This is a genomic window from Nocardia sp. NPDC050710, from assembly GCF_040654375.1.
Taxonomy (GTDB): domain Bacteria; phylum Actinomycetota; class Actinomycetes; order Mycobacteriales; family Mycobacteriaceae; genus Nocardia.
This window is the reverse complement of record NZ_JBFAHV010000005.1, coordinates 273,239-298,502: the sequence shown is the minus strand read 5'-3', so window position 1 is coordinate 298,502 and position 25,264 is coordinate 273,239. Positions and strand designations below refer to the sequence as shown.

Below are 25,264 nucleotides of genomic sequence, written 5' to 3'. Positions count from 1 at the left end.
CGACACAGGCTCGCCACATACGAGGGAGATGGTTGGAATGCAGCTGGGAATGATCGGCCTCGGTCGAATGGGCGCCAACATCGTGCGACGCATCGTCGAGGACGGGCACACCTCCGTCGGCTTCGAACGCAAACCCCACCACATCGACGAACTGAAGGCCGAACTGGGCGACAGCTTCGATGGCACCACCGACCTGAAGGAGTTCGTCGCCGCGCTGGAGACCCCCCGCGTGGTGTGGGTGATGATCCCCGCGGGCGCCACCGGTGCGGTGATCGACCAGGTGGCCGAGCTGCTCGAGCCGGGCGACATCATCATCGACGGCGGCAACAGCCGCTACCACGAGGACATAAAGCGAGCCGCGGAGCTATCGCCCAAGGGCATTCACTACCTGGACATCGGCACCTCGGGCGGCGTTTTCGGCCTCACCCGCGGCTACTGCCTGATGATCGGCGGCGAAGCCGAGCAGGTCGAGTACCTCGATCCGCTGCTCAAATCCATCGCACCGGGCATCGAGGCCGCCGAGCGGACCCCGGGACGCACCGGTGCACCCTCCACCTCCGAGCAGGGCTACCTGCACTGCGGGCCCGCGGGCGCCGGGCATTTCGTGAAGATGGTGCACAACGGCATCGAGTACGGCGCCATGGCCGCCTACGCCGAGGGCCTGAACATCCTGCACAAAGCCAATATCGGGGCGAGCCACGACGCGGAGTTCTCCGCCGAGGAGACGCCGTTGGAACATCCGGAGTACTACCGGTACGACATCGATGTGCCCGAAGTCACCGAGGTGTGGCGACGCGGTTCGGTGGTCGCCTCCTGGTTGCTGGATCTCACCGCGAGCGCACTGTACGCGGACCCGAACCTCGATTCCTTCGGCGGCCGGGTCTCGGATTCCGGCGAGGGCCGGTGGACGATCGACGCCGCGATCGATACCGGCGTGCCCGCGCCGGTGCTGTCGGCCGCGCTCTTCCAGCGGTTCTCCTCACGGGGTGAATCGCTGTACGCGGACAAGATGCTCTCGGCCATGCGTCAGGCCTTCGGCGGACACCACGAGCTGCCGCAGAAGTAGATTCGGCCGAAACCGACAGGTACCGCGCTCCTTTCGGAGCACGGTCCCCTTTCGCGCCGAGCTCGAGTGCGCGCATCGGATCGAAATCCGACCAGGTCGCCACCGAAGTCGATTTCCCCATCGATTGCCATGAATCGAACGAGAATTTTCAGAACAAGCGGTTGCGAAGCCTTGCTCTCAATGTTTCACCAGGTAAGTTGCAGATAAACATACAGGTGTAAGCGGTACATACCCTTCGACTGGCGCGCCACACGAGGCCGCGCGCCGTGTATGCGCTGAATTTTCCCGACAATAGCCGATTATCACTTTCGACGCGGCTGCCGAATTGCGAGCAATGTCCCGGGTGAAATTGATGAGAAAGGTCGACCTATTGCGCATCATCGAGCAACGGCGCGTCGCGACCTCCGTGGAACTCCCCGAATCGTACCGTCTGAGACAGAATGGTCGAGACAATGAGGTCCACGGACGGCGGCATGCGGTCCGGATAGTGGGGTGACTCCATGGTCGTGAAGCACATGGTGCGCAACGGCGAGGTCGATATCGCCGTCTACGAGCAGGGCAACCCGGACGGCCCGGTCATCCTGCTGTTGCACGGCTGGCCGGACAGTCATCATCTGTGGGACAACGTCGTTCCGGAGTTCATCGATCGATTTCGCGTGCTGAGCGTGGACAATCCCGGTCACGGCGAATCCACCAACCCCGAAGGCAGCCTGGCCATTTCGATCGAGGCGCTGGCCGAGGACTACGTCGCGGTGATCGAGCAGCTGTGTCCCGACGAATCCGTGCACGTGCTGGCACACGATTGGGGCAGCGTGGCGATGTGGGAGGTGGTGTGCCGGCCGGACGCCGCGCGGTTGGTCGCCTCGTTCACCTCGGTCTGCGGACCGAGCCTCGCGCACACCGCGGCCTGGGCCCGCAGCCGGCTCACCCGGCCGACACCGCGCAATATCGCATTGCCGCTGGCACAGCTCGGTTCGTTCGCCTATTCGACGGTCCTCGCGCTGCCGGTGCTACCGAATACCGCGCTCGAGTTCGGCACGAGCGAACGGCTCTGGCGCACTATGCTTTCCGCGACCGAGGGGGCGACGGCGGAGAATATCCATCTCGCGCCGACCTTCGAACAGGATATGGCGAACGGGCTGCGCATCTACCGCTCGACCTGGGCCTCGAATCCGCCGCGGGCCCGCGAGGCGCGCACCGAGGTGCCGGTGCAGATCATTATCGGCACCCGCGATCCCGCGGTGCGCCGGTCCAGCTACACCGATGAGGATCGCTGGGCCGACGCGGTCTGGCCGCGGGTCGTCGAAGGCGGGCACTGGCTGCCGTTCTCGCATCCGGCCCTACTGGCCGCCGCCACCGTGGAACTGATCGATGCGACGGCGGGCGCACCACCCGCGCGCAGCCTGCGGCGCGCCCGAATGGGTGTGCGGCGCGCGCCGTTCGAGGACCAACTGGTCGTGATCACCGGCGGCGGTAGCGGAATCGGCCGGCAGACCGCGCTGGCCTTCGCGCGGGAGGGGGCGGAGATCGTGGTCTCCGATATCGACGGCATCGCCGCCGAGGCGACAGTGGCGCTGATCGCGCAGGCGGGCGGTCTCGGCCACGCCTACGAACTGGATGTCTCCGACGAGGACGCGGTGCGCGAACACGCCGACGATGTACTGTCCGAGCACGGAGTGCCCGACGTGCTGATCAATAATGCGGGCATCGGGCAGGCGGGACGCTTCCTGGACACCTCGTCCGACGACTTCCAGCGGGTACCGGATGTGAATCTGCGCGGAGTCGTCAACGGCTGCCGCGCCTTTGCCGGTCCGATGGCCGATCGCGGGCTCGGCGGACATATCGTCAACCTGTCGAGCACGGCCGCCTACCCACCGCAGCAGGGTTTCAGCGCGTACTCCACCAGCAAGGCGGCGGTCTTCATGTTCTCCGACTGCCTGCGCGCGGAATTGGCGGGCCGCGGCATCGGCGTCAGCACCGTCTGCCCCGGCATCGTGCATACGAATATCGTGCGTACCACCCGCATGTCAGGGGTTTCGGCCGATGCGGAAGCCCGCAGGCAGCAGATCTACGACCGCCTGTACCGGCTGCGCGGCTACGGCCCGGACAAGGTCGCCGAACAGATCGTCCGCGCGGTCCAGAAGAACAAACAGGTCGTTCCGGTCACCCCGGAAGCCCGACTGCAGTACGTTTTTCAGCGGCTGGCCCCCGGGCTGGTCCGGTTCGGCGCCGCCCGAGGCAGTCTGGTGCGGTAAACCGACCCCAAAAGGTGGCATCCGGTCCCGGGGAAGGATCGGATGCCACCTTTCGGTTCACTATCCGGCTAAGCGCTCCAGATCCCGCTCAGCGCTCCAGGATGGCGACGACGCCCTGGCCGCCCGCGGCGCAGATGGAGATCAGGGCGCGCCCGGATCCCTTCTCCGCCAGAGTTCACGACACCGAGCCACGACCGCAATCGGCAGAATTACGCCGATTCGACTGTCAGCACCCCCGAATCAGGGACGGATAGATCTTGATCGGCAGCATTCTGCCGAAAAGGTCCGGATCTCCCGGTATGATCGGCAGCATTCCGCTCAATCGGCGAGATATTGCCGCTATAGGAAGGCGATATGTCTGCGATTACCAGCATCGGACAGGCGATCCGTGCCGCGAGACAGCGACACCGGCTGACCCAGGAGCAGCTGGCCGAGCTCGCAGGCACTTCGACACGAACGATCCGCGAGATCGAACACGGCAGCGGATCGACCAGTATTGCCACCGTTGCCGCCGCGGCCGACGCGGTCGGGCTGACCCTGGGAGTCGTCGGTTGACCCGCCTCGAGGAACTTCGGCACATCCGTGGGGCAGATGTGTACAAAGCGGGCATGTGTGCGGCGACACTCACCCGCACAGCGGATGGCGGCACCGAATTCCGATACCTCGATGCATATCTCGCAGGCGATGGCGAGCAAATCGCAACCACATTGCCGCTGGATCCAGCGCCGGTGCACAGCCCCGCTGGATCGGTGCCCGCATTCTTCGAAGGATTGCTCCCCGAAGGGCATCGCTTGACCGTGCTGCGACGGGCGGTCAAGACAAGCACCGACGACGAATTGAGCCTGCTCCTGGCGGTCGGTTCGGACGCTCCGGGGGACGTTCAGATCGTTCCCGCGGGCGAACCGCCTGCCGACACCGCGGCACTCGTCGAGGGAGATTCGCCGTCGGAACTCGATTTCGCCAGCTTTGTCGACGATGTCGATCCCCATGCGATTCCCGGGGTGCAGCGCAAAGCGAGCGCATCAATGATCAGCGTGCCGCTTTCGGCTCGCTACGGCCGCTTCATTCTCAAACTGTCGCAGCCCGACTTTCCACATCTCGTCGAGAACGAGGCCGCGCACCTGCGGGCCGCACATATGCTGAAGCTCGCGGTCACGCGATCACAGCTCGTTACCGATCGGACCGGCGAATACGGGCTTCTGGTGCAGCGTTTCGATCGCGTCGTGGACGGCGACGCATGGATCCGTCTTGCATTCGAGGATGCGACCCAAGTGCTCGGGCTTCCACCCGCGGCGAAGTATCAAACGGATGCGGCGACGGTCGTTGCCGCTCTCGCCGGGATCACCGATGCGCCGCTGGTGGCGATCCGAAATCTCTACCTGCAATTCCTCTTCGCCTGGCTGACCGGCAACGGAGATCTGCACGCCAAGAACGTCGGTGTGCTGTGGGATCACGGCGGGAAATGGAGCATCGCTCCGATCTACGACATCCCATGCACTTTGATCTATGGGGACGATTCGATGGCACTGCCGATCGCGGGACGCACGCGACGCCTGCGGGCGCACGACTGGGTCGGGTTCGCCGCCGAGATAGGGCTACCCGACCGCGCCGCGGCCTCGGCACGCGAAATGGCGTTGAGAGCTGCCGCGTCGGTCGATTTTCGGGGGCTTCCGTTCATCGGATCACCGTTGCACCGCACCGAAAAAGAACTGCGCTTGCGCCGCGCGGCGCTTGAAGGCTCTGCCGTATAGCAACCAACCGCAGACGTAAGGCGGACACCCGGTCGCGGATAGACCGGATACCCGCCTTGGTTACACCTGTATCAGCGCTCCAGGATGGCGACGACGCCCTGGCCGCCCGCGGCGCAGATGGAGATCAGGGCGCGCCCGGATCCCTTCTCCGCCAGCATCTTCGCGGTGGAGGCGACGATGCGGCCGCCGGTTGCGGCGAACGGGTGGCCCGCGGCCAGCGAGGAGCCGTTGACATTGAGCTTGCTGCGGTCGATCGAGCCGAGCGCGCCGTCCAGTCCCAGACGCTCCTTGCAGTACTGGTCGGACTCCCATGCCTGGAGGGTGGCCAGCACCACGGAGGCGAAGGCCTCGTGGATCTCGTAGTAGTCGAAATCCTGCAGGGTCAGGCCGTTACGGGCCAGCATGCGCGGCACCGCGTAGGTCGGGGCCATCAGCAGGCCGTCCGGGCCGTGGATGTAATCGACCGCGGCGACCTCGGAGTCGACCAGGTAGGCCAAGGTCGGCAGGTTGCGCTCGGCGGCCCACTCGTCGGTGGACAGCAGCACCGCGGAGGCGCCGTCGGTCAACGGGGTGGAGTTGCCCGCGGTCATGGTGGCCTCGCCCGCCTTGACGCCGAAGACCGGCTTCAGGGTGGACAGCTTCTCGATGGTCGAACCCGGTCGCAGGTTGTCGTCGCGGGTCAGCCCGAGGAACGGGGTGATCAGGTCGTCGAAGAAGCCGCGGTCGTAGGCGGCCGCCATATTCTTGTGCGACAGGTAGGCGAGTTCGTCCTGGGCCTCGCGCGCGATGCCGAATTCCTTGGCGGTGATGGCGGCGTGCTCACCCATGGACAGGCCGGTGCGCGGCTCGGCATTGCGCGGGATCTCGATGCCGAGCATGCCCGGACGCAGCTGGCCGACCAGCTTGAGGCGGTCCTTATTGGTCTTGGCGCGGTTGGCGTCGAGCATCCACTCACGCATGCCCTCGCTCACGCCGATCGGCGCGTCGGAGGTGGTGTCGGTGCCGCCGCCGATACCAGCGTCGATACGGCCCGCGGCGATCGCGTCGCCGACGGTGACGATGGCCTGCAGGCCGGTGCCGCAGGCGAGCTGCAGGTCGTGGGCCGGGGTGTAGGGGCTCAGCTTGGAACCGAGCACGCTCTCGCGGATCATGCCGTGCTCGCCGACGCGCTTGAGGACGGCGCCGCCGGCGACCATGCCGAGACGCTCACCCTGCAGATTGAACCGGCTGACCAGACCGTCCAGCGCGGCGGTGAACATGTCCTGGTTGGAGGCGTGCGCGTAGGCCTTGTCGGAGCGGGCGAACGGGATCCGGTTGCCACCCACGATCGCGATCGGGCGCGGCTGCCGCGTTGTCTTGGCCGGGGTCTTCGCCGAACGGGCTTTGCTTGTCACTCGAGTCTCCAGGTCTCGTGGGTGGGCATCTTGCTGACACAACCGTCGGCGCTCCGGTGTCGCGGCGGAACACTCCGCGCAGATCGGCGCCCCGTGTGTATCGGTTTACTTTAAACTTACTCTGGAGTAAGTTCATTGTCGACACCGTACCCCGCACGTGTGCGCAATTCCGCTTCGGGGCATGCAGTGAACGAAACCACCACGACACTCAGAAAAGGTAGGAACCGTGGCAGCCAGCAAGAGCAAGGGTGCTCCCAACCTCTACGGATCGTTCGTACACTCCGCCCCCGGCCAGTTCCTGGCGAGCAAGCTGGGTCTTCCGCAGCCGGAGAATCTGCGTCGCTACGCCAAGGGCGAGTCGCCGCTGGTCGGCCCGGTGCTCGTCGGCGGCAAGGGTCGCGTGGCCGAACCGGTGCGCGCGCTACTGACCGACTACACCTTTGCGGACTCGCCTACGGGGACGGCAGTCGGCGGAGCCGACGGGGTGGGTGGGCCCAGCCAGGGGACCAAGTACGGCGCGCTCGTCTTCGACGCGACCGGCATCGGCTCCATCGAAGATCTGTCGCAGCTGTTCGAGTTCTTCCAGCCGGCCATGCGCAGCCTGACCGCCTCCGGCCGCATCGTGGTCATCGGCACCACCCCCGAGCTGACCGCGAGCGTCGACGAGCAGATCGCCCAGCGCGCGCTGGAGGGTTTCACCCGCTCGGTCGCCAAGGAACTGCTGCGCGGCTCCACGGCCCAGCTGGTGTACCTGTCCCCGGCCGCCGCGCCGGCCGCGACCGGTCTGGAATCCACACTGCGCTTCCTACTTTCGGCCAAGTCGGCGTTCGTCGACGGCCAGGTGATCCGGGTCGGCTCGGCCGAGTCCGTCGCACCGGCCAACTGGGACAAGCCGCTGGACGGCAAGATCGCCGTGGTGACCGGTGCGGCCCGCGGCATCGGCGCGACCATCGCCGAGGTCTTCGCCCGCGACGGCGCCACCGTGATCGTGGCCGATATCCCGGCCGCCGGTGAGGCGCTGTCGGAGACCGCCAACAAGGTCGGCGGCACCGCCCTCGCCCTGGACGTCACCGCCCCGGACGCCGCCGAGAAACTGGCCGAGTTCGCCACCGCCCGCTTCGGCGGCATCGACATCATCGTGCACAACGCGGGCATTACCCGCGACAAGCTGCTCGCCAATATGGACGAGGGCCGCTGGAGCTCCGTCATCAACGTGAACCTCGCGGCACCGCACCGGATCACCGAGGGCCTGGTGGCCCGCGGTGCGCTGAAGGAGGGCGGCCGGGTGATCGATGTGTCCTCGATCGCGGGCATCGCCGGTAACCGCGGCCAGACCAACTACGGCGCCTCCAAGGCCGGCGTCATCGGCATGGTCAACGCCGAAGCGCCGAAGCTGGCCGAGAAGGGCATCACCATCAACGCGGTGGCGCCGGGCTTCATCGAGACCGCGATGACCGCCGCCATCCCGCTCGGCACCCGCGAGGCCGGTCGCCTGATGAGCTCGCTGCTGCAGGGCGGCCAGACCGTCGATGTCGCGGAGACCATCGCCTACTTCGCCAGCCCGGCCTCGAACGCGGTGAGCGGCAACATCGTTCGGGTCTGCGGGCAGAGCCTGATCGGAGCATGATGACGCAGATGATCATGCTCACCGAACCGCCGAAGAACAGCAGCCTGTTCGTCAAGGCCGCGCTCGGCGCGGTGCCCGTTCCGCTGCTGTCGCAGCGCAAGTCGTCGCTGCCGGATCGGGTCGTCCGGCTCGACGGCTACCGGGTCGACCCGGATCATCTGGCCGCCTACTGCCGGGCCACCGGGCTGCGCTTCGGTGACTCGCTGCCGCTAACCTACCCGTTCGTGCTCAGCTTCCCGCTGGCCATGCGGTTGGTCGTCGCCCGTGACTTCCCGTTCGTCGCGGTGGGCGCGGTGCACGCGGAGAACCGGATCGAGCGCAGCCGTGAGATCTCGGTATCCGAGCCGCTGGATTTCGAGACCCACATCGAGAATCTGCGCGAGCATCCGAAGGGACTGCTGGTCGACGCCGTCACCGAGGTGAGCGTCGGACGTGAACTGGTGTGGCGGCAGGTGACCACCTTCCTGCACCAGCAGTGGACCTCGTTGTCGGGCGGACCCAAGCCGGAGCCCAAGCCCGAGGAAGTGCCCCCGCCGCCGATGCGTGCGCTGCGGGTGGATCAGAAGATGATCAACCGGTACGCCTCTGCCTCCGGTGATCACAACCCGATCCACACCTCGACATTGGGCGCCAAGGCATTCGGCTTCGCGAAGCCGATCGCGCACGGCATGTGGTCGGCGGCCAACATCCTCGGCAATATCGAGGGCCGCATCCCCGAAAAGGCCACCTACGCGGTGAAATTCGGCAAGCCGATCCTCTTGCCGTCCACCGTGAACGTGTACGCGGATCAGGTCGACGGCGGTTGGGAACTCTCGCTGCTGCATCCGAAGAAGGGCTACCCGCACCTGACGGCGACCCTGCGCTGATCCGGCACCGGACCGGCCCCCGAATCGATGTGATCCGGGGGCCGTCCGCATTTCCGTCGTATTCGCCTGCCGCGCATGGGGATCGCGGGTCGAGTTCCCTCGAGGGTCGGGATCAGCAATCGCAGCAGCAGCCGCAACCATCGCAGTCGCAGCAGCTGCCGCAGTTGCCGCAGCACTCACCGCAATCGCAGCAGGAGCCGCAGTCACAGCTCTTCCACCAGGCATCCTTGCGCTCGCCCGTGCAGGGGCTGGTGTGGTCGGCACAGCAGGCGTAACCGGTGCAGTAGACGCCGAGGCCGAGGGCAAGGGCCGTACCGAGATCGGGGCGACGGGTCGGCGGACGGCGGTCAGCGCCGGGCAGGTGGGCATGCGGGGTGGAGTGTTCGTGAGTGGTGGCGCAGGCGTGGGCGATCGGCAGACCGATGCCGCGACGCAGCCGCCGCAGCAATGCGGTCAGCGGGTCGAGCAGGATCCAGCGCACCGCGGGCAGGTCGGCCATGTGCGCCTCGGCGATGGCCTCGCGGAGCGCCGAATCCGATTCGCGGAGTAGCTCGTACGCCTCGGGCATGGTGGTGCCGGTGGCGGCGAGGGGGTTGAAGCGGCCGCGGGTGCGATCGGCGTCGAAATCCTCGACGGCGTCGGCGAGATGGGCGATACGGCCGAAATACCTTCCCGCCTCGCGCAACGGGGCGATATTCTCCGGGCGGTCGGCCAGAAAAGCGGTGTGCGCGAAGAATTCCCCCGCGCAGAGCTGGGTGGGTCCGGTCAGTTCGTCGAGCGCGCGCATCGGGACCGCGACACCGGCGGTATGCGAATGCTGTCCGGCGCCCGGGTGGCTGGCGATCGCGCGGTGCTCCAGATCCGCCTGCGCACCGATCGCGGCCACCAGTGGGGCGATATCCAGTCCGATGAGGTCGGCCTGGGTGCGGGCGCGTTCGGCCCAGCGGTTCGAGACCTTCGTCATCGGGCGGCGGGTGAGCACGGAACCGTCACCATCGTCGACGTGGTCGCGAATCTTGGCCGAGCCGAGCAGGAGTGAGGCGGTGGACGCCAGCAGCACACCCGGCGAGTTCGCGGCGGCCACCTCGGCGCGTTGCATGCCGCGCAGGGCACAGCGACCCGCGGTGGTGCGCCGCATCGCGCCCGAGGACTGGGCCTCGGTCAGCACGCTCAGGACGATCGCATCGGTATTGGTTGCGGTGCGGGCCATTTGGCCGTGGCCGTCGCGCAGGCCGAGACAGAGGCCGCACATATGCGCCCGCCACTCGGCCGCATCGATCCCATACTTCTCGGCGCCGTGCGCACACGGCCTGAGCATCCCGAACACTTTCCGCCCCGTTTTCTCCGGCCGTGATCGTGGCCGGTCCTACTTTTGATCTCCCGAATACTGACAGGCCGTCAACCTGTGCGCGACCCGGGTGTTCCCCTTACCCGTGTTCCGCCACAGGCCGACCGGATCGGGCCGGAAGTGCATGCGAGGCCAATTCGATCGACCACGACGGGCCGGATATCAGCAGTCACAGCAGCAATCCGCGCAGTCGCAGCAATCCATGCGCTTGCGCCAGGCCCTCTTCCGGCGGCCGCTGCACGGGCGAGTGTGGTCGGCGATGCAGGCGTGGCCCGTGAGGTATTGGCCGAGTACTTACTCGGCCTTCTTCCGCCCGGCCAGACCGCGCCAGGCCAGGTCGTCGAGCAGATCCACGGCTTCGGCGACCTCGATGCGGCCGCTGGCGAGGCGGTCGGCGATAGCCTCACCCGCACCGATAACAGCCACCGCGACAACATCGAAGTTGGTACCGGGTTCGGGGTGCTTAGCGCTGGACTCCAGCAGTTTCGCGGTGAGTTCGATGACCCGCTCGCGGGCATTCTCGATCTCCGAGGCGAAGGCTTGCTGACCGATCGCCTGCCGGTAGAGCACCTGCCAGGAGCGCCGATTCCGATCGACGAAGCCGAGGAACCCCTCCAGCGCGGTGCGGACCTGCTCGTGCGGGGAGAGCAGCGGGTTGCCCGCGGGCGCCACCGACTCGATGAACCGCAGCCCCTCGCGTTGAATGCAGGCGCGGAACAATTCATCCTTGGAGCCGTAGTAGAGATACAGCATCGGCTTGGAGATCTTCGCCTCGGCGGCAATGGCGTCCATCGACGTGTCGTGGAACCCCTTACGCGAGAAGACCTCGACCGCCGCGTCGAGCATCTGCTGCTCACGAACCGCCCGAGGAAGTCGCTTCGTTCCGCCCGCCATCCACTCTCCTACCGCATGTGAAACCTTTATATTACTCCAAGGTAAGTTCGGCGGGTTGGATTTGCTCACTAGTCGCCGTAATCCCGGACTGTGCACGGTCACACCTATCGGACTTCGGTCCGACTCCGGGTGTTATCCGGTAGTGGATCGGGCTCGCCTACGTTACGGCCAGACCCGGCGATAACCGGCATGACGGGGTAAAACCTCCCGCTCAGCGGATAGCCTGCTCGACGAGCCGCAGGTCAGCGGCCCGTACGTCAGCAGCGCACGGCGCCCTTGTACTTGCCGTTGCGCAGTACCGAGGCGTCGACCTGCGCGGTGGGTAGCCGACCGCTCGTCACCGCGTCCTCCAGCCGATCCAGCACGCTGGGCACGGCATCGGTGCTGATCCACAGGGCATTGTCGGCACCGGCGACGAGCGAAGCCTCCACCGCGGCCTCGATCCCCATCCTGCTGGTGATGGCGGCCATACCGCTCAGGTCGTCGGTGAAGATCGGGCCCTCGAATGGCTCCGCACCGTAACCGGTGCCATTGCGCAGCAGCGACATGACCGCGGGACTGATGCTGGCCGGGATATCGGGGGCGGTCAGGCCGGGGACGTCGAGATGGCCGACCATGACCGCCGCGCCGGAATCGATGAGTTCCCGGAACGGGACCAGATCGACGGTCTGCAACTGCTCGAACGGCGGGGTGCGGACCGCGCCGGTATGCGAATCACCCGAGCCGGAGCCGTGCCCCGGGAAGTGCTTCATCACCGCGCCGACGCCGACCTCGTTCATGGCGCGGATGTACGCGTCCGCGTAGCGGGTGACCACCTCCGGATCGTCGGAGAAGGAGCGGTCCCCGATGACCGAATCGGCGGGCTGGCTGCTGACGTCGACATCCGGCGCGAAGTTCACCGTCACGCCCAGATCCTTCAGCGCACGACCGCGGGTCAGCGTGGCCTCGTAGAACTGTTCGGTGGTCATGGTCTGCGCGGTGTCCCGGGCCGAGGGCACGGGACCGATCAGATCCTTGACCCGCGAGACGCGGCCGCCCTCCTCGTCGATGGTCACCATCAGCGGCACGATGGCCGCCGCCTTGACCTGATCGAGCTGTCCGGCGGAAAGGAGCGATTTATCGGTCCAGCCGCCGATGAAAATGCCACCGACCTGCTCGGATTGCACGGTGCCCAGCGCATCGGCGGTTCCGGTGACCCCGACCGTCAGCAGCTGTGCCAGCTTCTGACGCGGGGTGAACCGCGCGAGGTAAGCGGCTCCGCAGTCCCGCTGCGCCGGGGTGACCGCCGGCATCGAGGTCGTGGTCGAATCGGGCGTTTCCGCCGTCGTCGGCGCGGCGGTATCGGAGCCACCGCCGGCGCAGGCGGTCGCCACAGCGGCGCAAATCGCGAGCAGGACGAGAGGCGTCTTCCTCATGGTCACCCACGGTAGTGCGCGCGGCCGATCCGATTGCCCGCGGGTCGGTCACGGCAATGCATCGATCGCGATACCGGCGCACGCGATCGGCCGGCGGCGGAGCCGGCGGACGCGGCGGAAAACGCTCAGATCGGATCCCAGATGCCGGGGCGGGCCAGTGCGCAGGTGCGGCGAGCCAGCTCGGAGATGCGGCTGCCGTCGTATCCGAAGACCGCGGTATGCAGACGGTCGTGGAACGGATCGGTCCAGTGGACGGGGATCGCCTGGGCGCCGAGCAGGATTCCGGCGACCGAGCCCGCGGTGGCGCCATTGGAGTCGGTGTCACAACCGCCTTGCACGGTATAGGCGATGGTGCGGGTGAAATCTCCGGCTCCCCAGAGCAATCCGGCGGTGATCAGGCAGGCGTTGGGTATGGCGTGCACCCAGTTGTAATGGCCGTGCCGCCGGTGGATGTCCTGTACGGCCCGGTCCCAGGTCACGCCGCGCTCGTGGTCGGTGAACACCTCGGACAGCGCCACGGCCAGCCGCGAGTGCGACGGAATGTGTTGGCGGGCAAGGGTCAGCGCCGCGCGTGGGCCGTCGGCGGCGAATGCCGCGGCGATCAGAGCGGCGGCCCACATCGCGGCGTACACACCATTGGCGGTATGCGACAGGCGCGCGTCACGGGCGGCGAGCGCCGCGGCGCGGGCCGGGTCGCCGGGGCTGATGTAGCCGTAGATGTCGGCGCGGATCAGAGCGCCGATCCACTCGCGATAAGGATTGCGATGGCGGGCCGTCCGCGGCGCGGACAATCCGTCGATCAGGTTGCGGTAGGCGACGCGCTCGGCCGTATAGGTCTGGAGGAACGGCAGACGCTCGAGCCAGGCGGTGGCGACATCCGCGGTGCCGAACGAGGTGCCGCGGGTCTCCAATAGGTGCAGGCCGAGCACGGTGTAGTCGATATCGTCGTCACGCGGGCCGCCGTCGATACGGCCGCGCGCCGATACCGTCCACGTCGGATTCAGTGGGAATTTCGGCGAGGGCGGCAGCAGCGCGGGCACGTAATCCGTCAGCGGATACGCCCCGGCTCGCTCCAGGTAGGAGCGGATATGCCCGGGGGTCCAGACGAATCCGTTCTCCAACGGCTTTCCCAGGGTGCAGCCCACACAGCGGCCCAGCCAGCCCCCGTGGATACGGTCGAACAGCTCATCGGAGGAGGTCCCCGCGCGGTACGCCAGCGCGGGCGCGTCCGCTGTGGCAGCGGGCCACCCATCGTCGTGCGAGCCGGATATCGCCGTCGTCGTCGGCCCGCTCATCTCGGGCGGTTCCGGTTCGTCGTAGGCCCACGCGGCATCGCGCGGAGCCGCTTCGAGTCGGTCGAGCAGGATCCGGCAGGCGGGCGCGTCGATGGGGTCGGCGGCCACCAGGGTGCGTACCTCGGCGTCGAACTCGGCCACCGCATACCCGGATTCGACACGCTGGCGCCATTCGAAGAACAGCAACGCGCGCGGGTCGGACTCGAGCCTGCCGAAGAACACCGCTTCGATCTGGTCCATCGCACTCCCCACGGATCTGTTTTCGCTGCTCAACCGTGTTGCCGTAGCGCCGATTATCCGCGCGCCGCCTCCCCTGCCGCGCGACTCGCCGGGAGTAGCCTTGGGAGATAGCCGTGAGACTCTCCCCAGGAGGTCATCGTGCCCTGCGACCTGATGCTCATCGCCTACGACGGTTCCGAGAATGCCAAGCGCGCCATCGAATACGCCGGACGGTTCTTGTCGGCGAATAGAGCCGTGGTGCTCACCGCCTGGGAACCGATGGTGCGTCAGGCCGCCAGACTGTCGGGGCTGTCCGGGGTGATGCAGCCGGAGTGGGTGCCGGACGAGGAGATCGAGGACATCGCCTACGTCGACGCCAAGACCATCAATACCGAGGGCGTGCGGCTGGCCAAGTTGGCAGGTCTGAATGCCGAGGCCCGCACGGCGGAATGCACGACCACGATCTGGAACGCCATCGTCGAATGCGCCGACGACCTGGACGTCGACATCATCGTGGCGGGCACCCGGGGCGCCACCGGCATCCGCGCACTGCTGCACAGCAGCGTCGCCGACGCCGTACTCAAACATTGCCATCGGCCCGTACTCATGGTCCCGCCGGGCAGGGAACCACAGCGCTTCTGACTCGTGCCCGCGGCCGGATGAGATTTCGGTCGCTCGAACGAGAGCACCGTGATGAGCGGGGATATGGTCGAGAAACCATGAACGGTTTTCTGCTCGCCCAGCCCGATAGTGTGGTGCGCGCCTCCGGGAGCCGCCGCGCGTTCGACGACGCGGCGGCGGCGGTCGCGGCATTGCGGAACGGTTCGGCGGAGCTGATCGTCGGCGCGCTGCCGTTCGATCCGAGCCGATCCGCGGCGCTCAACGAGCCGCGGCGGGTGTCGCACACCGCCGGGCCGTGGCGGCCCGCGGCGCTGCCCGCGTTGCCTGCCGTCCGGGTGGTCACCGAGATCCCCAGCGCCGCCGAACATATCGCGCGGGTGACGAAGCTGGTCGAACAGCTCAACGATCAGGCGCAGCCGTTGCGCAAGGTGGTCGCGGCCAGATCGGTACTGGCCGAGGCGGATAGCGCGCTGGATCCGGAACTCGTCGCCGGACATCTGCTGACCCGCCATCCGCACGCCAATGTGTTCGCCGTCGACCTCACGCCCGCGGGCCGCCCCGGCGCGACACTGCTCGGCGCCACACCGGAGGTGCTGGTCGCCCGGCATGGTGACACCGTGACGCTGCGTCCGTTGGCGGGCACGCTGCCCCGTCTGGCCGATCCGGACGCCGATGCCGCGCAGGCCCGAGAGCTGTTGGCCAGCAGCAAGAACCGTGATGAGCACGCCTTCGTCATCGACTGGATCCGGGACATCCTGGCCCCGGTCTGCACCGAACTCGACGTCCCGGACAGTCCGGAACTGGTGCACACCACCGAGGTCTGGCATCTCGCCACACCCATCACCGGCACCCTGCGTGACCCGGCGCCGACCGCGCTCGAGCTGGCGATCATGTTGCACCCCACCCCGGCGGTCTGCGGCACCCCGACGCCGCTGGCCCTCGACACCATCTCCCATATCGAAGAGGACCGCGGCTTCTACGGCGGCGCGGTGGGCTGGTGCGATGCGCGCGGCGACGGCGAATGGGTGGTCGCGATCCGCTGCGCCGAACTCTCCGCCGACGGCCGCTCGATCCGGGCGTTCGCGGGCGGCGGCATTGTCGCCGCATCGGATCCGCACGCCGAACTCGACGAGACCACGGCGAAACTGCACACCCTGCTGCGCGGGTTGCAGTGCACCGTGCCGGAGCACTGAACCCGTCCCGGAACCGGGTTGCCGTACGGTTCCGCACGACCGTTCGTACTCGAAAATTCGGCTTGTGCGATTGCACAGAATTCGGCGCGATACCCGGCATCCGGGCACGTCGGCGCGAATTCCACGGGCTGAACGCACCAGGATCGCGATCGGCCTGCTAGGTTGGCCCGGAATATGCCTGCATCGATGTATTGGAGTGCCGCGATGAAGTTTGCTGTCCCTGGTGTTGCGAGTGCGGTCGCCGGCGCCGTTCTGGGCGCGATCGCGGTGTTCGTGATCACCGCCGCGGTGCAGCAGAACACGCGCCCCGACCTGGACCATGGCGACCCCGATTCGTCGCTGCTCAACAACGTTGAGTACGGCGCGCGCTGAGCCGCTGACCTCCACTTCATCCGCCGATTCAGTCGGATCCGGCGCGGCGCAGGGTCAGCCCGATGTCGCGCCACTGGGAAGACGCTGGTTTGCCGGGACGGTAGTCGCGGCATTCCTGCTGACCTTCCTGCAGTCGCCCGGCCAAACGGTCGCCGACACCAAATACGACCTGGCACAGAATCCGCTGGGATTTCTCGAACGCGCCGCGCACCTGTGGAGCAGCCAGGCCCCGATGGGCCAAGTGCAGAACCAGGCCTACGGATATTTCTTTCCGCACGGCGCGTTCTTCTCGGCCGGGCATGTGCTCGGCGTGCCCGCCTGGGTGACGCAGCGGATCTGGTGGGCGCTGCTGCTGCTCGCCGGATTCTGGGGGATCATCCGGCTGTGCGAGGTCCTCGGGATCGGACGGCGCGGGTCGCGCATCGTGGCGGCCGCCGCGTTCGCACTCTCGCCCCGGGTGCTCACTACCCTCGGCTCGATCTCCTCGGAGACGCTGCCGATGGTGCTCGCGCCGTGGGTGCTGCTCGCCCCCGCCGCGCTCGGCACCGCCTACCGCAGCCGCAAGCGTGGGGGTGCGACCTCGCCCGCGGGCAGTGCGCTGGCGCTCGCGCTGATGGGCGCGGTCAACGCGGTGGCCACGGTGGCCGCGTTCCTGCCCGCCCTGCTCTGGTGGGCGTCGTACACACCGAATAAACGCTGGTGGCGTTTTACCCGCGCCTGGATTCCGCTGCTGGTGCTGGCCACCTTCTGGTGGGCGGTGCCGCTGCTGTTGCTCGGCACGGTCAGTCCGCCGTTTCTCGATTACATCGAGTCCTCCGGCGTCACCACCCAGTGGGCCTCGCTCGGCGAGGTGCTGCGCGGTACCGACAGCTGGACCCCGTTCGTCTCACCGGAACGCATCGCGGGTGCGGTGCTGGTGACCCAGCCCGCCGCGGTGCTGGCCACCGGATTGCTCGCGGCAGCGGGCATGGCGGGACTCGCCATGCGAACCATGCCGTACCGGGGGCGGCTCACACTGATCCTGCTGGTCGGATTGGTGGGCATCTGCGCCGGTTACGTCGGGGAGCTCAGCGGGCCGTTCGCGGAGTCGGTGCGGATCTTCCTGGATTCCGGCGGCGCGCCGCTGCGCAATGTGCACAAGCTGGAACCGCTGATCCGGCTGCCGCTGGTCCTCGCGACGGCGCATCTGCTGGCCCGAGTGCCATTGCCCGCCTCGGTGCCGATGCCGGTATGGCGCAGCGCCTTCGCGCATCCGGAGCGCGACCGGATGGTGGCGGTCGCCGCGCTCATCCTGACCGCGCTCGCCCTGTCCACCTCGCTGGCCTGGACCGGGAAACTGGCGCCGCGCGGCTCCTATGACGAGGTCCCCGGGTACTGGAAGCAGACGGCGCAGTGGCTGGCCGACAATGCCGCCGACACCCGCGCCCTCGTGGTGCCCGGCGCGCCCTTCGGCAGCCAGGTCTGGGGTCTGACCCGCGACGAACCGCTCCAGGCGCTGGCGAGCACCCCGTGGGCGATCCGGGATGCCGTCCCGCTGAACCCGCCCGGCACCATCCGCGCCATGGATTCGGTGCAGCGACTCATCGCCGACGGACGCCCGTCCACCGGGCTCGCGGCGACGCTGGCCGATCAGGGCATCGGAATCCTGGTACTGCGCAACGACCTCGACCCCGAGACGTCACGGTCGACCCGTCCGCTGCTCGCGCACCGGGCCATCGAAGGCTCGCCCGGCCTGACCAAGGTCGCCGAATTCGGGACGCCGATCGAAACCAACGCGATCGCGGACGGCCTGGTGGTGGACGGCGATCTGCGGCCCGCCTATCGGGCGGTCGAGATCTACCGGGTGCAGGCGCGACCACCCGGCACGCCCACCGAGGTCCGTGGCGGCGTCGGCGCGCCGGAGGCATTCCCCGGCGCGTATTCCGTGCCGCTGGACTCGGTTCCGATCGTCCAGGGCGGACCCGAGGTGCTGGAGCGGTTGCGCCGCGACCCCGCGGCCGGCGACGCGCTCGCCGCCGACGCTCCCGCCATTCTCGCCGCCGACGCGACGCGCGCCGGACTGCCGATCGGCCCGCTGATCGTCACCGATACCCCGATGGACCGGGAGTCCGACTTCGGCCGCGTCGACAACCACAACTCCGCGCTGCGCGCCCCCGACGACCCGCGCCGCACCCACAATCTGGTGCCGGACTACCCGGTACCGGGCGCCGAGTTGGTCCGTGGGGAATGGTCCGGCGCGACGATCACCGCCACCAGTTCGGCGGCCGACGCCACCCAGATCGGCGGCTCCGCGCCCGGCAGCTCGACCGCGGCGGTGGTGGACGGCGATCCCGCCACCGCGTGGATCAGCAGCGGGCTGGAACGTGCGGTGGGGCAATCGCTTCGGCTCGACCTGGATCGGCCGATCAGCTCCGGACTGCTGCGATTGACCACCAGCGCCGCCGCCATCGGCGATCCGGTGAAGTGGGTGGAGGTGCGCACCGCGAACGGCAGCGTCTCCGCCCGCATCGCCGAACCCGGTGCGCCGGTGTCCATTTCGCTGCCCGCGGGCAAAACGGAATGGTTGAGCATCACCGCCATCCGCACCGAAGGCGGCGGGCGCGGTAGCCAATTCGGGATCAGTGAGCTCACCCTCGACGACTACAGCGTGCGCGACGATCCGGTGCGCGTGGATATCCGTCACCGCACCGTACTGCCACCGACGCCACCGGGCGCGCAGGTCCGGGCTTGGGACCTCGGGCAGGAATTCCCCGGGCGCAGCGCATGTTTCGACGCACCGGACCGGGTGCGGTGCAGCAAGGGCCTCGCGCTGGCTCCGGAAGAACCGGGCACCTTCGAACGCACCCTCTCGGTACCGGAGCCGATGCGGGTGACGCCGCAGCTGACCGTGCGTACCCGGCAGGGGCCCGCGCTCGAAGCGCTGCTCACCGATCGCAGCCGCCCGGTGGCACGGGGTAAGGCCGATGTCGGCGACCTGCGTGGCGCGGCCTTCGCGGCAACCGACGGTGACGTGCGCACCACTTGGACCGCACCGGAGGATTCGGTGCGCAACACCTCCGGCGCCAAGCCGACCCTGACCATCGAGCTGCCGGAACCAGCACTGGTGACCGGACTCGATCTGACCTCGTCGCTCGGTGGGCTGCCCGCCGCGCCCACCTCCGTTTCGGTGAATCTCGGCAACGGGCCGCAGGTGCGCGAACTCGACACCGACCGCGCACCGGGCGAGCCCGCGCGAATCTCGCTGTATCCCACCGTCACCGACCGGATCGAACTCAGCATCCAGAGCTGGCAGCCGGTGCTCGACAAGACCGCGCTCGGCTTCGCGCTCGCCCAGCCGCCCGGTCTCGCCGAGGTCGCGGTGCTCGGCCCCGACTATCCGGCGCCCGCACCCGCGGATCGCGAACTCACCATTTCCTGCGCCCTCGGCCCGACCCTGACCATCGCCGGGCGCACCGTGCACACCACGGTCACCGCGACCGCCGACGAACTCCGTTCCGGCGCACCGGTCCCCGCGCGGGTCTGCGCCGATGACGATGGCGCTCCGGCCGATCCCCCCACCGATCTCCCGGTGTCCGACGGCCGGGTGGACATCAACGTCGGGCCCACCGAACTGTTCTTCGCCGACCGGCTCCGCCTGAACCGCACCGATTTCGACCCGAACTTCGAGGCCCCCGCACCGCCCCGGCCGGATCACGCCACCCCGGCGCCCGACCGGCTGCTGGTGCTGCCGTTGAGCACCAATGCGGGCTGGCAGGCGCATACCGCCGAGGGCAGCATGTTGCAGCCGATCGTGGTCAACGGCTGGCAGCAGGGCTGGCTGCTACCCGCGGACTTCTCCACGGGGTCGGATCCGTCGGCTGAGCAGACCGGGTCGATCACCATCTCCTTCCCCGCCGACCGCTGGTACCGCGCGGGTATCTTCGGCGGGTTGCTGCTGCTCATTCCCCTCGTCCTGCTCGCGATTCCGCGCCGCCCGCGCTGGCGGGGCGCGGTCGAGCGAGCGGGCCCGCCGTCTTCGGACGAATCCTCGTCGGCGGATCGTGCCGTGACACCGGAGTCCGGACGCCCGTCCGATACGGACGACACTTCCGCCGGTGATCGCGGTCCGGTCGACGCGGATGCCACCACTGCGCCCGAGCCTCGGCCGACAGCGACCACCGAGACCGTGCCGCGCACCTGGGGCACCCGCGTACTCGGCGCGATCGGCCTCGGCGCCGCCGCCACGGTGATCGCGGGTCCGGTCGGGACCGCGCTGACGCTGGCGGGTGTAGCCGCCGCGCGATTCGCCCCACGGGTCACGACGAACTACCTTGCCGCCGTGGCGGGTATCGGCACGGCGCTCTCCGCAGCAGCACTGTCGACCGGCCCCTGGCGCGCTCCCGGCGGTTACATGGGCAGCTCGCTGTGGGTGCAATTGCCCGCACTGATCGCGGTGATCGCGGTCGGCATCGCCGCGCTACCCCCGCGCCGCGACCGGTCGGCGACCGACTCCCCGCCTTCGGCCGCGCCGCGCGGCTGACGACACGGTGAAATCGACGCCACGGCATCCGCGCCCTCGACAATGCACCGGGCCCGATGCCCGTACGAGAATTCGGGTGGAACGGGGATGCGCTGGGGTTCATGGTCGGATGTGGCCGCGCAGCGGTTGCCGAGGAACGGGCGCGGCACAAAAGAAGGTCGCCGAGCAGATGCGGCAAGAACGTGACGCCGCGGATGGCTGATGTGGTGCGATTCTTCGCTGACGCCACCGGCATCGAGGATGCTGTGACCGGCGACCGGTAGCTCCACATAGTCGCGGGCCCTCACCCAAATCCTGGTCGGGTGAGGGCCCGCGTCATGTTGCCATCTGGTGGAGCGGCCGCCGTCACAACTGCTAGCTAGGCTATGCGCAGCTCGTTTTCGCGAAACAAACCGGGGACGGGCTCGTCGGAGAAGTGCATCTCGACGTGGACGCGGTCGGCGGAAGTGCTGGTAACGGTGCCTTCGACCTCACGCTTGCCGTACTTGAACCGCACACGGTCGCCAGCCTTGAAGTGCGCCGCCGCATTCCGGCGTGCTGGTGCCCGGTTGGGCTTTGTGGTTGCCATCGGGGACACCTCCTCTACCAGCTCTTACCGATCGTGTCCTGCAAGTATGCATGGACAACCTTGTCGGTTCCAGAAGTGACGGAGTTGAGTGTGGAGCGCCACCTCTTGAAGGTGCGCAGCGTGAGTGGTTCCGTGATGGAAGCCAGCTTGGTGTCGTCGCGATGAGCGATGGCGTTGCGCGTGTCGTTCATAGTGGTCAGGAACTTGGACCAGTCGCTGCATTTGGCCGGGTATATCGCTTTCACCGAGCCCCAGAAGTCCATGACGAAGAACTTGAAGTCGTTGCCGAGGGCGCTGGAGCTTGCGTTGCCGGTGCTCAACCTTCGGCCCCGGATCAGTGCAGCGCGGGCCCACACCATCCGCGGGGCGCCCGACGAGGCGAGTCCGTCGGTGGCGGCAAAGACCGCGATGTCGTGTAGGTCGCGGCAGTAGCCCTGGAACTCGCTGGCCAACGCAATGAACAAGGCTTGGTTGAGGTGTTCGGTGGCGTACTGGCGGCCGCGTCGTCCGTCGACCACTTTGCTGTGAACGGCGACCAGGCTCTTAAGTGCGGCCGCGCGGTCGGTGCGCCATTTCTGTAGCGCGGGTGAGGGGCTGTAGGGCACGCAGCGAGGGTAGCGGCGGGAACCGACGCAGAACCCGGATTGCTCCGGGATTTCCGAACATTCGCGCCTGCAGGTACGTCGCACCCGGCGGTGGTCCCCTCGGTCCGGCAACTCTGTCGTCGGCGATTGGTGTCGGCGCCGGTGAATATCCTTGGCGCTTCGTCCTCCGCGTCGGGAAAGCCAGTGATGCACCACCTGATTCATCTCACCGAGGCAATGACCTTTGGCTGCTGGCACCACGAGGAGGCTGAGCGATGAGCGCACGACCGACACCCGCACGGCAACGCAACGCTGTCTCCGAAGGGATGGCGCTGGGTCGCCTCCTCTGCGGGAGGAACACGGTGGCGCACGACAAGCTCGGGGTGGACCTCGCGTTCGAGGGAGCCTGGCAGGTGTGGGCATACCGCGACCAGTTTCCTCAGGTCGATACCGACCTGAGGAAGGGCCTCGATGGAATATGGGCCATGACTCACGCAGATGAGCAGAAGCAGGTCTGGGTCCTGTTCTGGGAGACCGGCAGGGAGCTGACCGTCTGCGCGGTTCAGTCCGACTGGGATGTCGAGGATCCGGCCGATCTGGAGTACGCGATCAAGACGATCGACGGCGACGTCCCGGCGGAAGGCTGGAAGGCTTTGGCGCGGGGACCCCATCTGATGGATATGCCACGTCGGCCGATCGGCTGACCGCTGCCTAAGCCGAGCGGTCGGCGGGTGCGGAGGCATCCGCCTCCGGCGCGACGGCCGGTTTCCTCCGGCGATCCAATCGGCGGGCGAAGCCGCGGGCCGGTTCTTCGACGAGCGCGTAACTGGCGGCCGCGAGGGGCAGCGTCATGGCGATGGTGAGAATCAGGACGTAGCCGAAGTTGCCCTGGAACGGAAGGATGCCGAACACCGGGAAAACGACGGACAGCACGGCCAGATGCCACAGGAAGATCCCGTAGGACCACCGGCCGAGCGTCGCGGCCACCGCCGATCGCAGCCAGCGGTGTCTGCCGCCGCCGAGCACCAGCGGGGCGAGTAGGCAGAAGCCGATGATCGTGCCCAGCGCCATCTTGGCGACGTACTGCCAAGGCTCGGCCCGCGTCAGGCCGGCGGGGCCGCCGAGGTCGGTCGCGGAGAACAGGAATGCGGCCAGCGCGACAGCCCACATGAGCGGTTGACTAGCGAGCAGTCGCCGCCATTTTGATAGCACATTGCTATCGTCAACCAATTCGGCGAGCAGCATTCCCGCAGCGAACCACGGCAGATAACCGGGCAGCCAGTTATCGGCGTGAATCGCGTCCGGAGTGGGTACCGGAAGGAAATTCCAGCCGAGACAGATCAGCCCGAATCCGAAAATGGCGGGGACGCGCAACCGCGCCGCGGAGCCGCGCAATCGCACCACGGCGAATGCGAGCAGCGGCAGCACCAGATAGAACGCCACTTCGACGGACAGGCTCCACATCTGGGTGAGCCCGTCGGTCAGCGTCAGCGGCACGAAGACTTGGAGTAAACCGAGATTCGACAGCCAAACTCGCAGCCCCGCGGTATCCGACGCACCGGGCAGCAACACCAGCACCGCGCAGACCACCGCCCAGTAGGCGGGCAGGATGCGCGCCGCGCGATGACGCAGGTAGTGGCCCACGGAGGGGGCCGTGCCGATACCGCGAGCCGCCGCGGCATGCGGCCGCCACAGCAGGAAACCCGAGAGCGCGAAGAAGACCGCGACCGCCATATCGAAGCGTTCCCAGATCCGGCCGAGCACCGGCGTCGAGGTGGCTCCGGTCTGGAATGCGACGTGGGTCAGTAACACCCCGAGCGCCGCCATCGCGCGCATACCTTCCAATGCGGGCAGGAAGCCGCGAGCCCGGGCGGGTACGGCGGGCGCCGAAATCGCGGGGGCGGTCGATGCGGGGACGGTTGCGGTCATCAAGCTCCAGTCTGCCGTGCGGATCGCCAGGTGATAACTCCTCATTTCACTTTTCGCGCTAAACTCGGGCGATTTCTGGTCGATTCCGGCCTCGGCACCGCATGGTACGACATCGGACTGTTAGTGTCGGGGCTCACGAGTGCCGCGGGATGCCCGCAGTACTCGCCGGAAAGACCTGTGTTCGACGACGAGGAGTATCTCCATGGCACTGAGTGCCGGTACCAGAAGGACGGTGGCCTGCCTGCTCGTGGGTCTTGGCGCGTTACTCATTGTGATGGCGCTTATGATCCCGACCTACACCGTCAGCAAACTGGCAAAGACTCCTCTCGACCTCGAGATCACCACGGTGGCGAACAGCCAACCGGGTGCGGAGAGCCTGGTGCTCGACTCCAAGTCGCTCACCTCTCCGGAGGGAGCGGCGAAGGTCGACACCAACGTGCCGATCATCTCGCAGCGGTTTCTCACGGTCGAAGAGCCCTCCGACGCCACCGAGATGACGATTCAAGCCGGTCAGACCCTGCGTCGCATCGATAAGCAGGGCGACACCGGCCTGCTCAGCGCGATCGTCGACCGGGTCACCATCGATCGCAAGACCGGTATGCCGGTCGACAAGGAGCCCAACGGCTCCATCGCGGTCACGGTCAACAAGGAAGGCGAAAGCGTCGCCGACCCGGTGCATCGCACCGGTCTGCAGTACCGCTTCCCGATCGGCACCGAGAAGAAGACCTACCCGTACTTCGATCTCAACGCCCGTAAAACCGTCGACATCAACTTCGTCGAAGAGACGGAGATCAACAGCACGAAGGTCTACCACTTCCAGCAGACCATCCCGGCCACCAACCTATGGGACGTCGTGCAGTCGCCGACCAACAGGCTGACGCTGCCCGCCGCGAAGTGGGGTCTCGAGGGCGACGCCCCGGTCACCATGACCAGGTACTACACCAACGTGCGTGACGTGTGGGTCGAGCCGCAGACCGGCACCGTCATCAAGGGCGCCGAGCAGCTGCACCTGTACTACGCGCAGAACCCCGGCAAGGTCGATGTCACCGCGCTGAAGTCGAATATCGTCTTCGACGAGAACACCGTCGAATCGCAGCTCTCGGTGGCCAAGGAGAGCATCGACAAGCTGTCGCTGTACGGCCGGATCATGCCGATCGCGCTCGGCGTGCTCGGCGCCGTCGCGCTCATCGCGGGTGTGGTCCTCGGACTCACCGGCGGCTCGGGTTCGGGCAGCGTCCCGGCCGGACGCGGCGGCCCGGCCCCGATGGGTAGGCCGCGTGGCGGCGATGACGCTCCGACCGAGCAGATCAATATCAAGAAGGGTCTCTGACCTCGGGTCGCTCACCGC

At 67.6% G+C, this 25,264-nt stretch carries 20 protein-coding genes; 12 read left to right on the top strand and 8 right to left on the bottom strand.

Going from position 1 to position 25,264, the window contains the following annotated elements; genetic code table 11:
• Positions 1-37 precede the first annotated feature (37 nt).
• The 4 genes from gnd to AB0H61_RS13230 all read left to right on the top strand — a co-directional run bounded on the left by gnd (position 38) and on the right by AB0H61_RS13230 (position 5,072).
• Positions 38-1,066 carry a phosphogluconate dehydrogenase (NAD(+)-dependent, decarboxylating) gene (gnd, locus tag AB0H61_RS13245; RefSeq protein WP_357302997.1) on the top strand — a complete coding sequence of 343 codons (1,029 nt, stop codon included), beginning with the start codon at positions 38-40 and terminating at the stop codon, positions 1,064-1,066.
• A 500-nt stretch (positions 1,067-1,566) separates the two neighbouring features.
• Positions 1,567-3,321, top strand: coding sequence for an SDR family oxidoreductase (locus tag AB0H61_RS13240; RefSeq protein ID WP_357302994.1), 1,755 nt, complete (start codon positions 1,567-1,569; stop codon positions 3,319-3,321).
• 354 nt (positions 3,322-3,675) lie between these two features.
• Positions 3,676-3,876: a helix-turn-helix domain-containing protein gene (locus tag AB0H61_RS13235; protein WP_357302991.1), complete on the top strand. Its 201-nt coding sequence runs from the start codon at positions 3,676-3,678 to the stop codon at positions 3,874-3,876.
• 38 nt (positions 3,877-3,914) lie between these two features.
• Positions 3,915-5,072 (top strand): HipA domain-containing protein, encoded by a 1,158-nt coding sequence (locus tag AB0H61_RS13230; protein WP_357303213.1) that lies wholly within the window; start codon positions 3,915-3,917, stop codon positions 5,070-5,072.
• A 71-nt stretch (positions 5,073-5,143) separates the two neighbouring features.
• Here the strand turns inward: AB0H61_RS13230 and AB0H61_RS13225 are convergent, their stop codons facing one another.
• The gene (locus tag AB0H61_RS13225; protein WP_357302988.1) at positions 5,144-6,466 is read right to left on the bottom strand and encodes an acetyl-CoA C-acetyltransferase; all 1,323 of its coding nucleotides are present in this window, start codon (positions 6,464-6,466) and stop codon (positions 5,144-5,146) included.
• 226 nt (positions 6,467-6,692) lie between these two features.
• On the opposite strand from AB0H61_RS13225, the gene AB0H61_RS13220 reads away from it, so the two are divergent.
• Positions 6,693-8,093: a 3-oxoacyl-ACP reductase gene (locus AB0H61_RS13220; RefSeq protein WP_357302986.1), complete on the top strand. Its 1,401-nt coding sequence runs from the start codon at positions 6,693-6,695 to the stop codon at positions 8,091-8,093.
• Positions 8,090-8,959: a MaoC/PaaZ C-terminal domain-containing protein gene (locus AB0H61_RS13215; RefSeq protein WP_357302983.1), complete on the top strand. Its 870-nt coding sequence runs from the start codon at positions 8,090-8,092 to the stop codon at positions 8,957-8,959. Before AB0H61_RS13220 ends, AB0H61_RS13215 begins: the two co-directional genes overlap by 4 nt.
• Positions 8,960-9,071: 112 nt before the next feature.
• Here AB0H61_RS13215 and AB0H61_RS13210 read toward each other — a convergent pair whose 3' ends face one another.
• From AB0H61_RS13210 to AB0H61_RS13195, 4 genes are all read right to left on the bottom strand, one after another.
• Positions 9,072-10,277, bottom strand: a complete 1,206-nt coding sequence (locus AB0H61_RS13210; protein ID WP_357302980.1) for a DUF5685 family protein — start codon at positions 10,275-10,277, stop codon at positions 9,072-9,074.
• Positions 10,278-10,601: 324 nt separating this feature from the next.
• The gene (locus AB0H61_RS13205; protein ID WP_357302977.1) at positions 10,602-11,201 is read right to left on the bottom strand and encodes a TetR/AcrR family transcriptional regulator; all 600 of its coding nucleotides are present in this window, start codon (positions 11,199-11,201) and stop codon (positions 10,602-10,604) included.
• A 257-nt stretch (positions 11,202-11,458) separates the two neighbouring features.
• Complete coding sequence (locus AB0H61_RS13200; RefSeq protein WP_357302974.1) at positions 11,459-12,616, bottom strand: glycoside hydrolase family 3 N-terminal domain-containing protein; 1,158 nt, start codon at positions 12,614-12,616, stop codon at positions 11,459-11,461.
• A 125-nt stretch (positions 12,617-12,741) separates the two neighbouring features.
• Positions 12,742-14,151, bottom strand: coding sequence for an ADP-ribosylglycohydrolase family protein (locus tag AB0H61_RS13195; RefSeq protein WP_357302971.1), 1,410 nt, complete (start codon positions 14,149-14,151; stop codon positions 12,742-12,744).
• Between the two features lie 138 nt (positions 14,152-14,289).
• On the opposite strand from AB0H61_RS13195, the gene AB0H61_RS13190 reads away from it, so the two are divergent.
• The 4 genes from AB0H61_RS13190 to AB0H61_RS13175 all read left to right on the top strand — a co-directional run bounded on the left by AB0H61_RS13190 (position 14,290) and on the right by AB0H61_RS13175 (position 20,835).
• Positions 14,290-14,772: a universal stress protein gene (locus AB0H61_RS13190; RefSeq protein ID WP_357302969.1), complete on the top strand. Its 483-nt coding sequence runs from the start codon at positions 14,290-14,292 to the stop codon at positions 14,770-14,772.
• 77 nt (positions 14,773-14,849) lie between these two features.
• The gene (locus tag AB0H61_RS13185; RefSeq protein WP_357302967.1) at positions 14,850-15,944 is read left to right on the top strand and encodes an isochorismate synthase; all 1,095 of its coding nucleotides are present in this window, start codon (positions 14,850-14,852) and stop codon (positions 15,942-15,944) included.
• Between the two features lie 204 nt (positions 15,945-16,148).
• Positions 16,149-16,316: a DUF2613 domain-containing protein gene (locus AB0H61_RS13180; protein WP_357302964.1), complete on the top strand. Its 168-nt coding sequence runs from the start codon at positions 16,149-16,151 to the stop codon at positions 16,314-16,316.
• A 73-nt stretch (positions 16,317-16,389) separates the two neighbouring features.
• A complete protein-coding gene (locus tag AB0H61_RS13175; RefSeq protein WP_357303210.1) occupies positions 16,390-20,835 on the top strand; it encodes an alpha-(1->3)-arabinofuranosyltransferase family protein in 4,446 nt (1,481 codons plus the stop codon).
• 358 nt (positions 20,836-21,193) lie between these two features.
• On the opposite strand, the gene AB0H61_RS13170 is transcribed toward AB0H61_RS13175, so the two are convergent.
• Together AB0H61_RS13170 and AB0H61_RS13165 are read right to left on the bottom strand one after the other, a co-directional pair.
• Positions 21,194-21,403, bottom strand: coding sequence for a hypothetical protein (locus AB0H61_RS13170; protein WP_357302962.1), 210 nt, complete (start codon positions 21,401-21,403; stop codon positions 21,194-21,196).
• Positions 21,404-21,417: 14 nt separating this feature from the next.
• Positions 21,418-22,008 carry a hypothetical protein gene (locus AB0H61_RS13165; protein WP_357302960.1) on the bottom strand — a complete coding sequence of 197 codons (591 nt, stop codon included), beginning with the start codon at positions 22,006-22,008 and terminating at the stop codon, positions 21,418-21,420.
• A gap of 341 nt (positions 22,009-22,349) precedes the next feature.
• Here AB0H61_RS13165 and AB0H61_RS13160 point away from each other — a divergent pair, with 341 nt between their 5' ends.
• Positions 22,350-22,691 (top strand): hypothetical protein, encoded by a 342-nt coding sequence (locus tag AB0H61_RS13160; RefSeq protein WP_357302957.1) that lies wholly within the window; start codon positions 22,350-22,352, stop codon positions 22,689-22,691.
• Positions 22,692-22,698: 7 nt separating this feature from the next.
• On the opposite strand, the gene AB0H61_RS13155 is transcribed toward AB0H61_RS13160, so the two are convergent.
• Positions 22,699-23,916: an acyltransferase gene (locus AB0H61_RS13155; protein WP_357302955.1), complete on the bottom strand. Its 1,218-nt coding sequence runs from the start codon at positions 23,914-23,916 to the stop codon at positions 22,699-22,701.
• A 202-nt stretch (positions 23,917-24,118) separates the two neighbouring features.
• Here AB0H61_RS13155 and AB0H61_RS13150 point away from each other — a divergent pair, with 202 nt between their 5' ends.
• Entirely contained in the window at positions 24,119-25,246 is a 1,128-nt protein-coding gene (locus AB0H61_RS13150; RefSeq protein WP_357302952.1) for a DUF3068 domain-containing protein, read from the top strand.
• Positions 25,247-25,264: the final 18 nt, after the last annotated feature.

Bases quoted from the DNA above. Each gene is read 5' to 3' on its own strand.
- gnd (WP_357302997.1), top strand. From the start codon at position 38: ATGCAGCTGGGAATGATCGGCCTCGGTCGAATGGGCGCCAACATCGTG.
- AB0H61_RS13240 (WP_357302994.1), top strand. From the start codon at position 1,567: ATGGTCGTGAAGCACATGGTGCGCAACGGCGAGGTCGATATCGCCGTC.
- AB0H61_RS13235 (WP_357302991.1), top strand. From the start codon at position 3,676: ATGTCTGCGATTACCAGCATCGGACAGGCGATCCGTGCCGCGAGACAG.
- AB0H61_RS13215 (WP_357302983.1), top strand. From the start codon at position 8,090: ATGATGACGCAGATGATCATGCTCACCGAACCGCCGAAGAACAGCAGC.
- AB0H61_RS13210 (WP_357302980.1), bottom strand. From the start codon at position 10,277: ATGCTCAGGCCGTGTGCGCACGGCGCCGAGAAGTATGGGATCGATGCG.
- AB0H61_RS13205 (WP_357302977.1), bottom strand. From the start codon at position 11,201: ATGGCGGGCGGAACGAAGCGACTTCCTCGGGCGGTTCGTGAGCAGCAG.
- AB0H61_RS13200 (WP_357302974.1), bottom strand. From the start codon at position 12,616: ATGAGGAAGACGCCTCTCGTCCTGCTCGCGATTTGCGCCGCTGTGGCG.
- AB0H61_RS13195 (WP_357302971.1), bottom strand. From the start codon at position 14,151: ATGGACCAGATCGAAGCGGTGTTCTTCGGCAGGCTCGAGTCCGACCCG.
- AB0H61_RS13185 (WP_357302967.1), top strand. From the start codon at position 14,850: ATGAACGGTTTTCTGCTCGCCCAGCCCGATAGTGTGGTGCGCGCCTCC.
- AB0H61_RS13180 (WP_357302964.1), top strand. From the start codon at position 16,149: ATGAAGTTTGCTGTCCCTGGTGTTGCGAGTGCGGTCGCCGGCGCCGTT.
- AB0H61_RS13170 (WP_357302962.1), bottom strand. From the start codon at position 21,403: ATGGCAACCACAAAGCCCAACCGGGCACCAGCACGCCGGAATGCGGCG.
- AB0H61_RS13155 (WP_357302955.1), bottom strand. From the start codon at position 23,916: ATGACCGCAACCGTCCCCGCATCGACCGCCCCCGCGATTTCGGCGCCC.
- AB0H61_RS13150 (WP_357302952.1), top strand. From the start codon at position 24,119: ATGGCACTGAGTGCCGGTACCAGAAGGACGGTGGCCTGCCTGCTCGTG.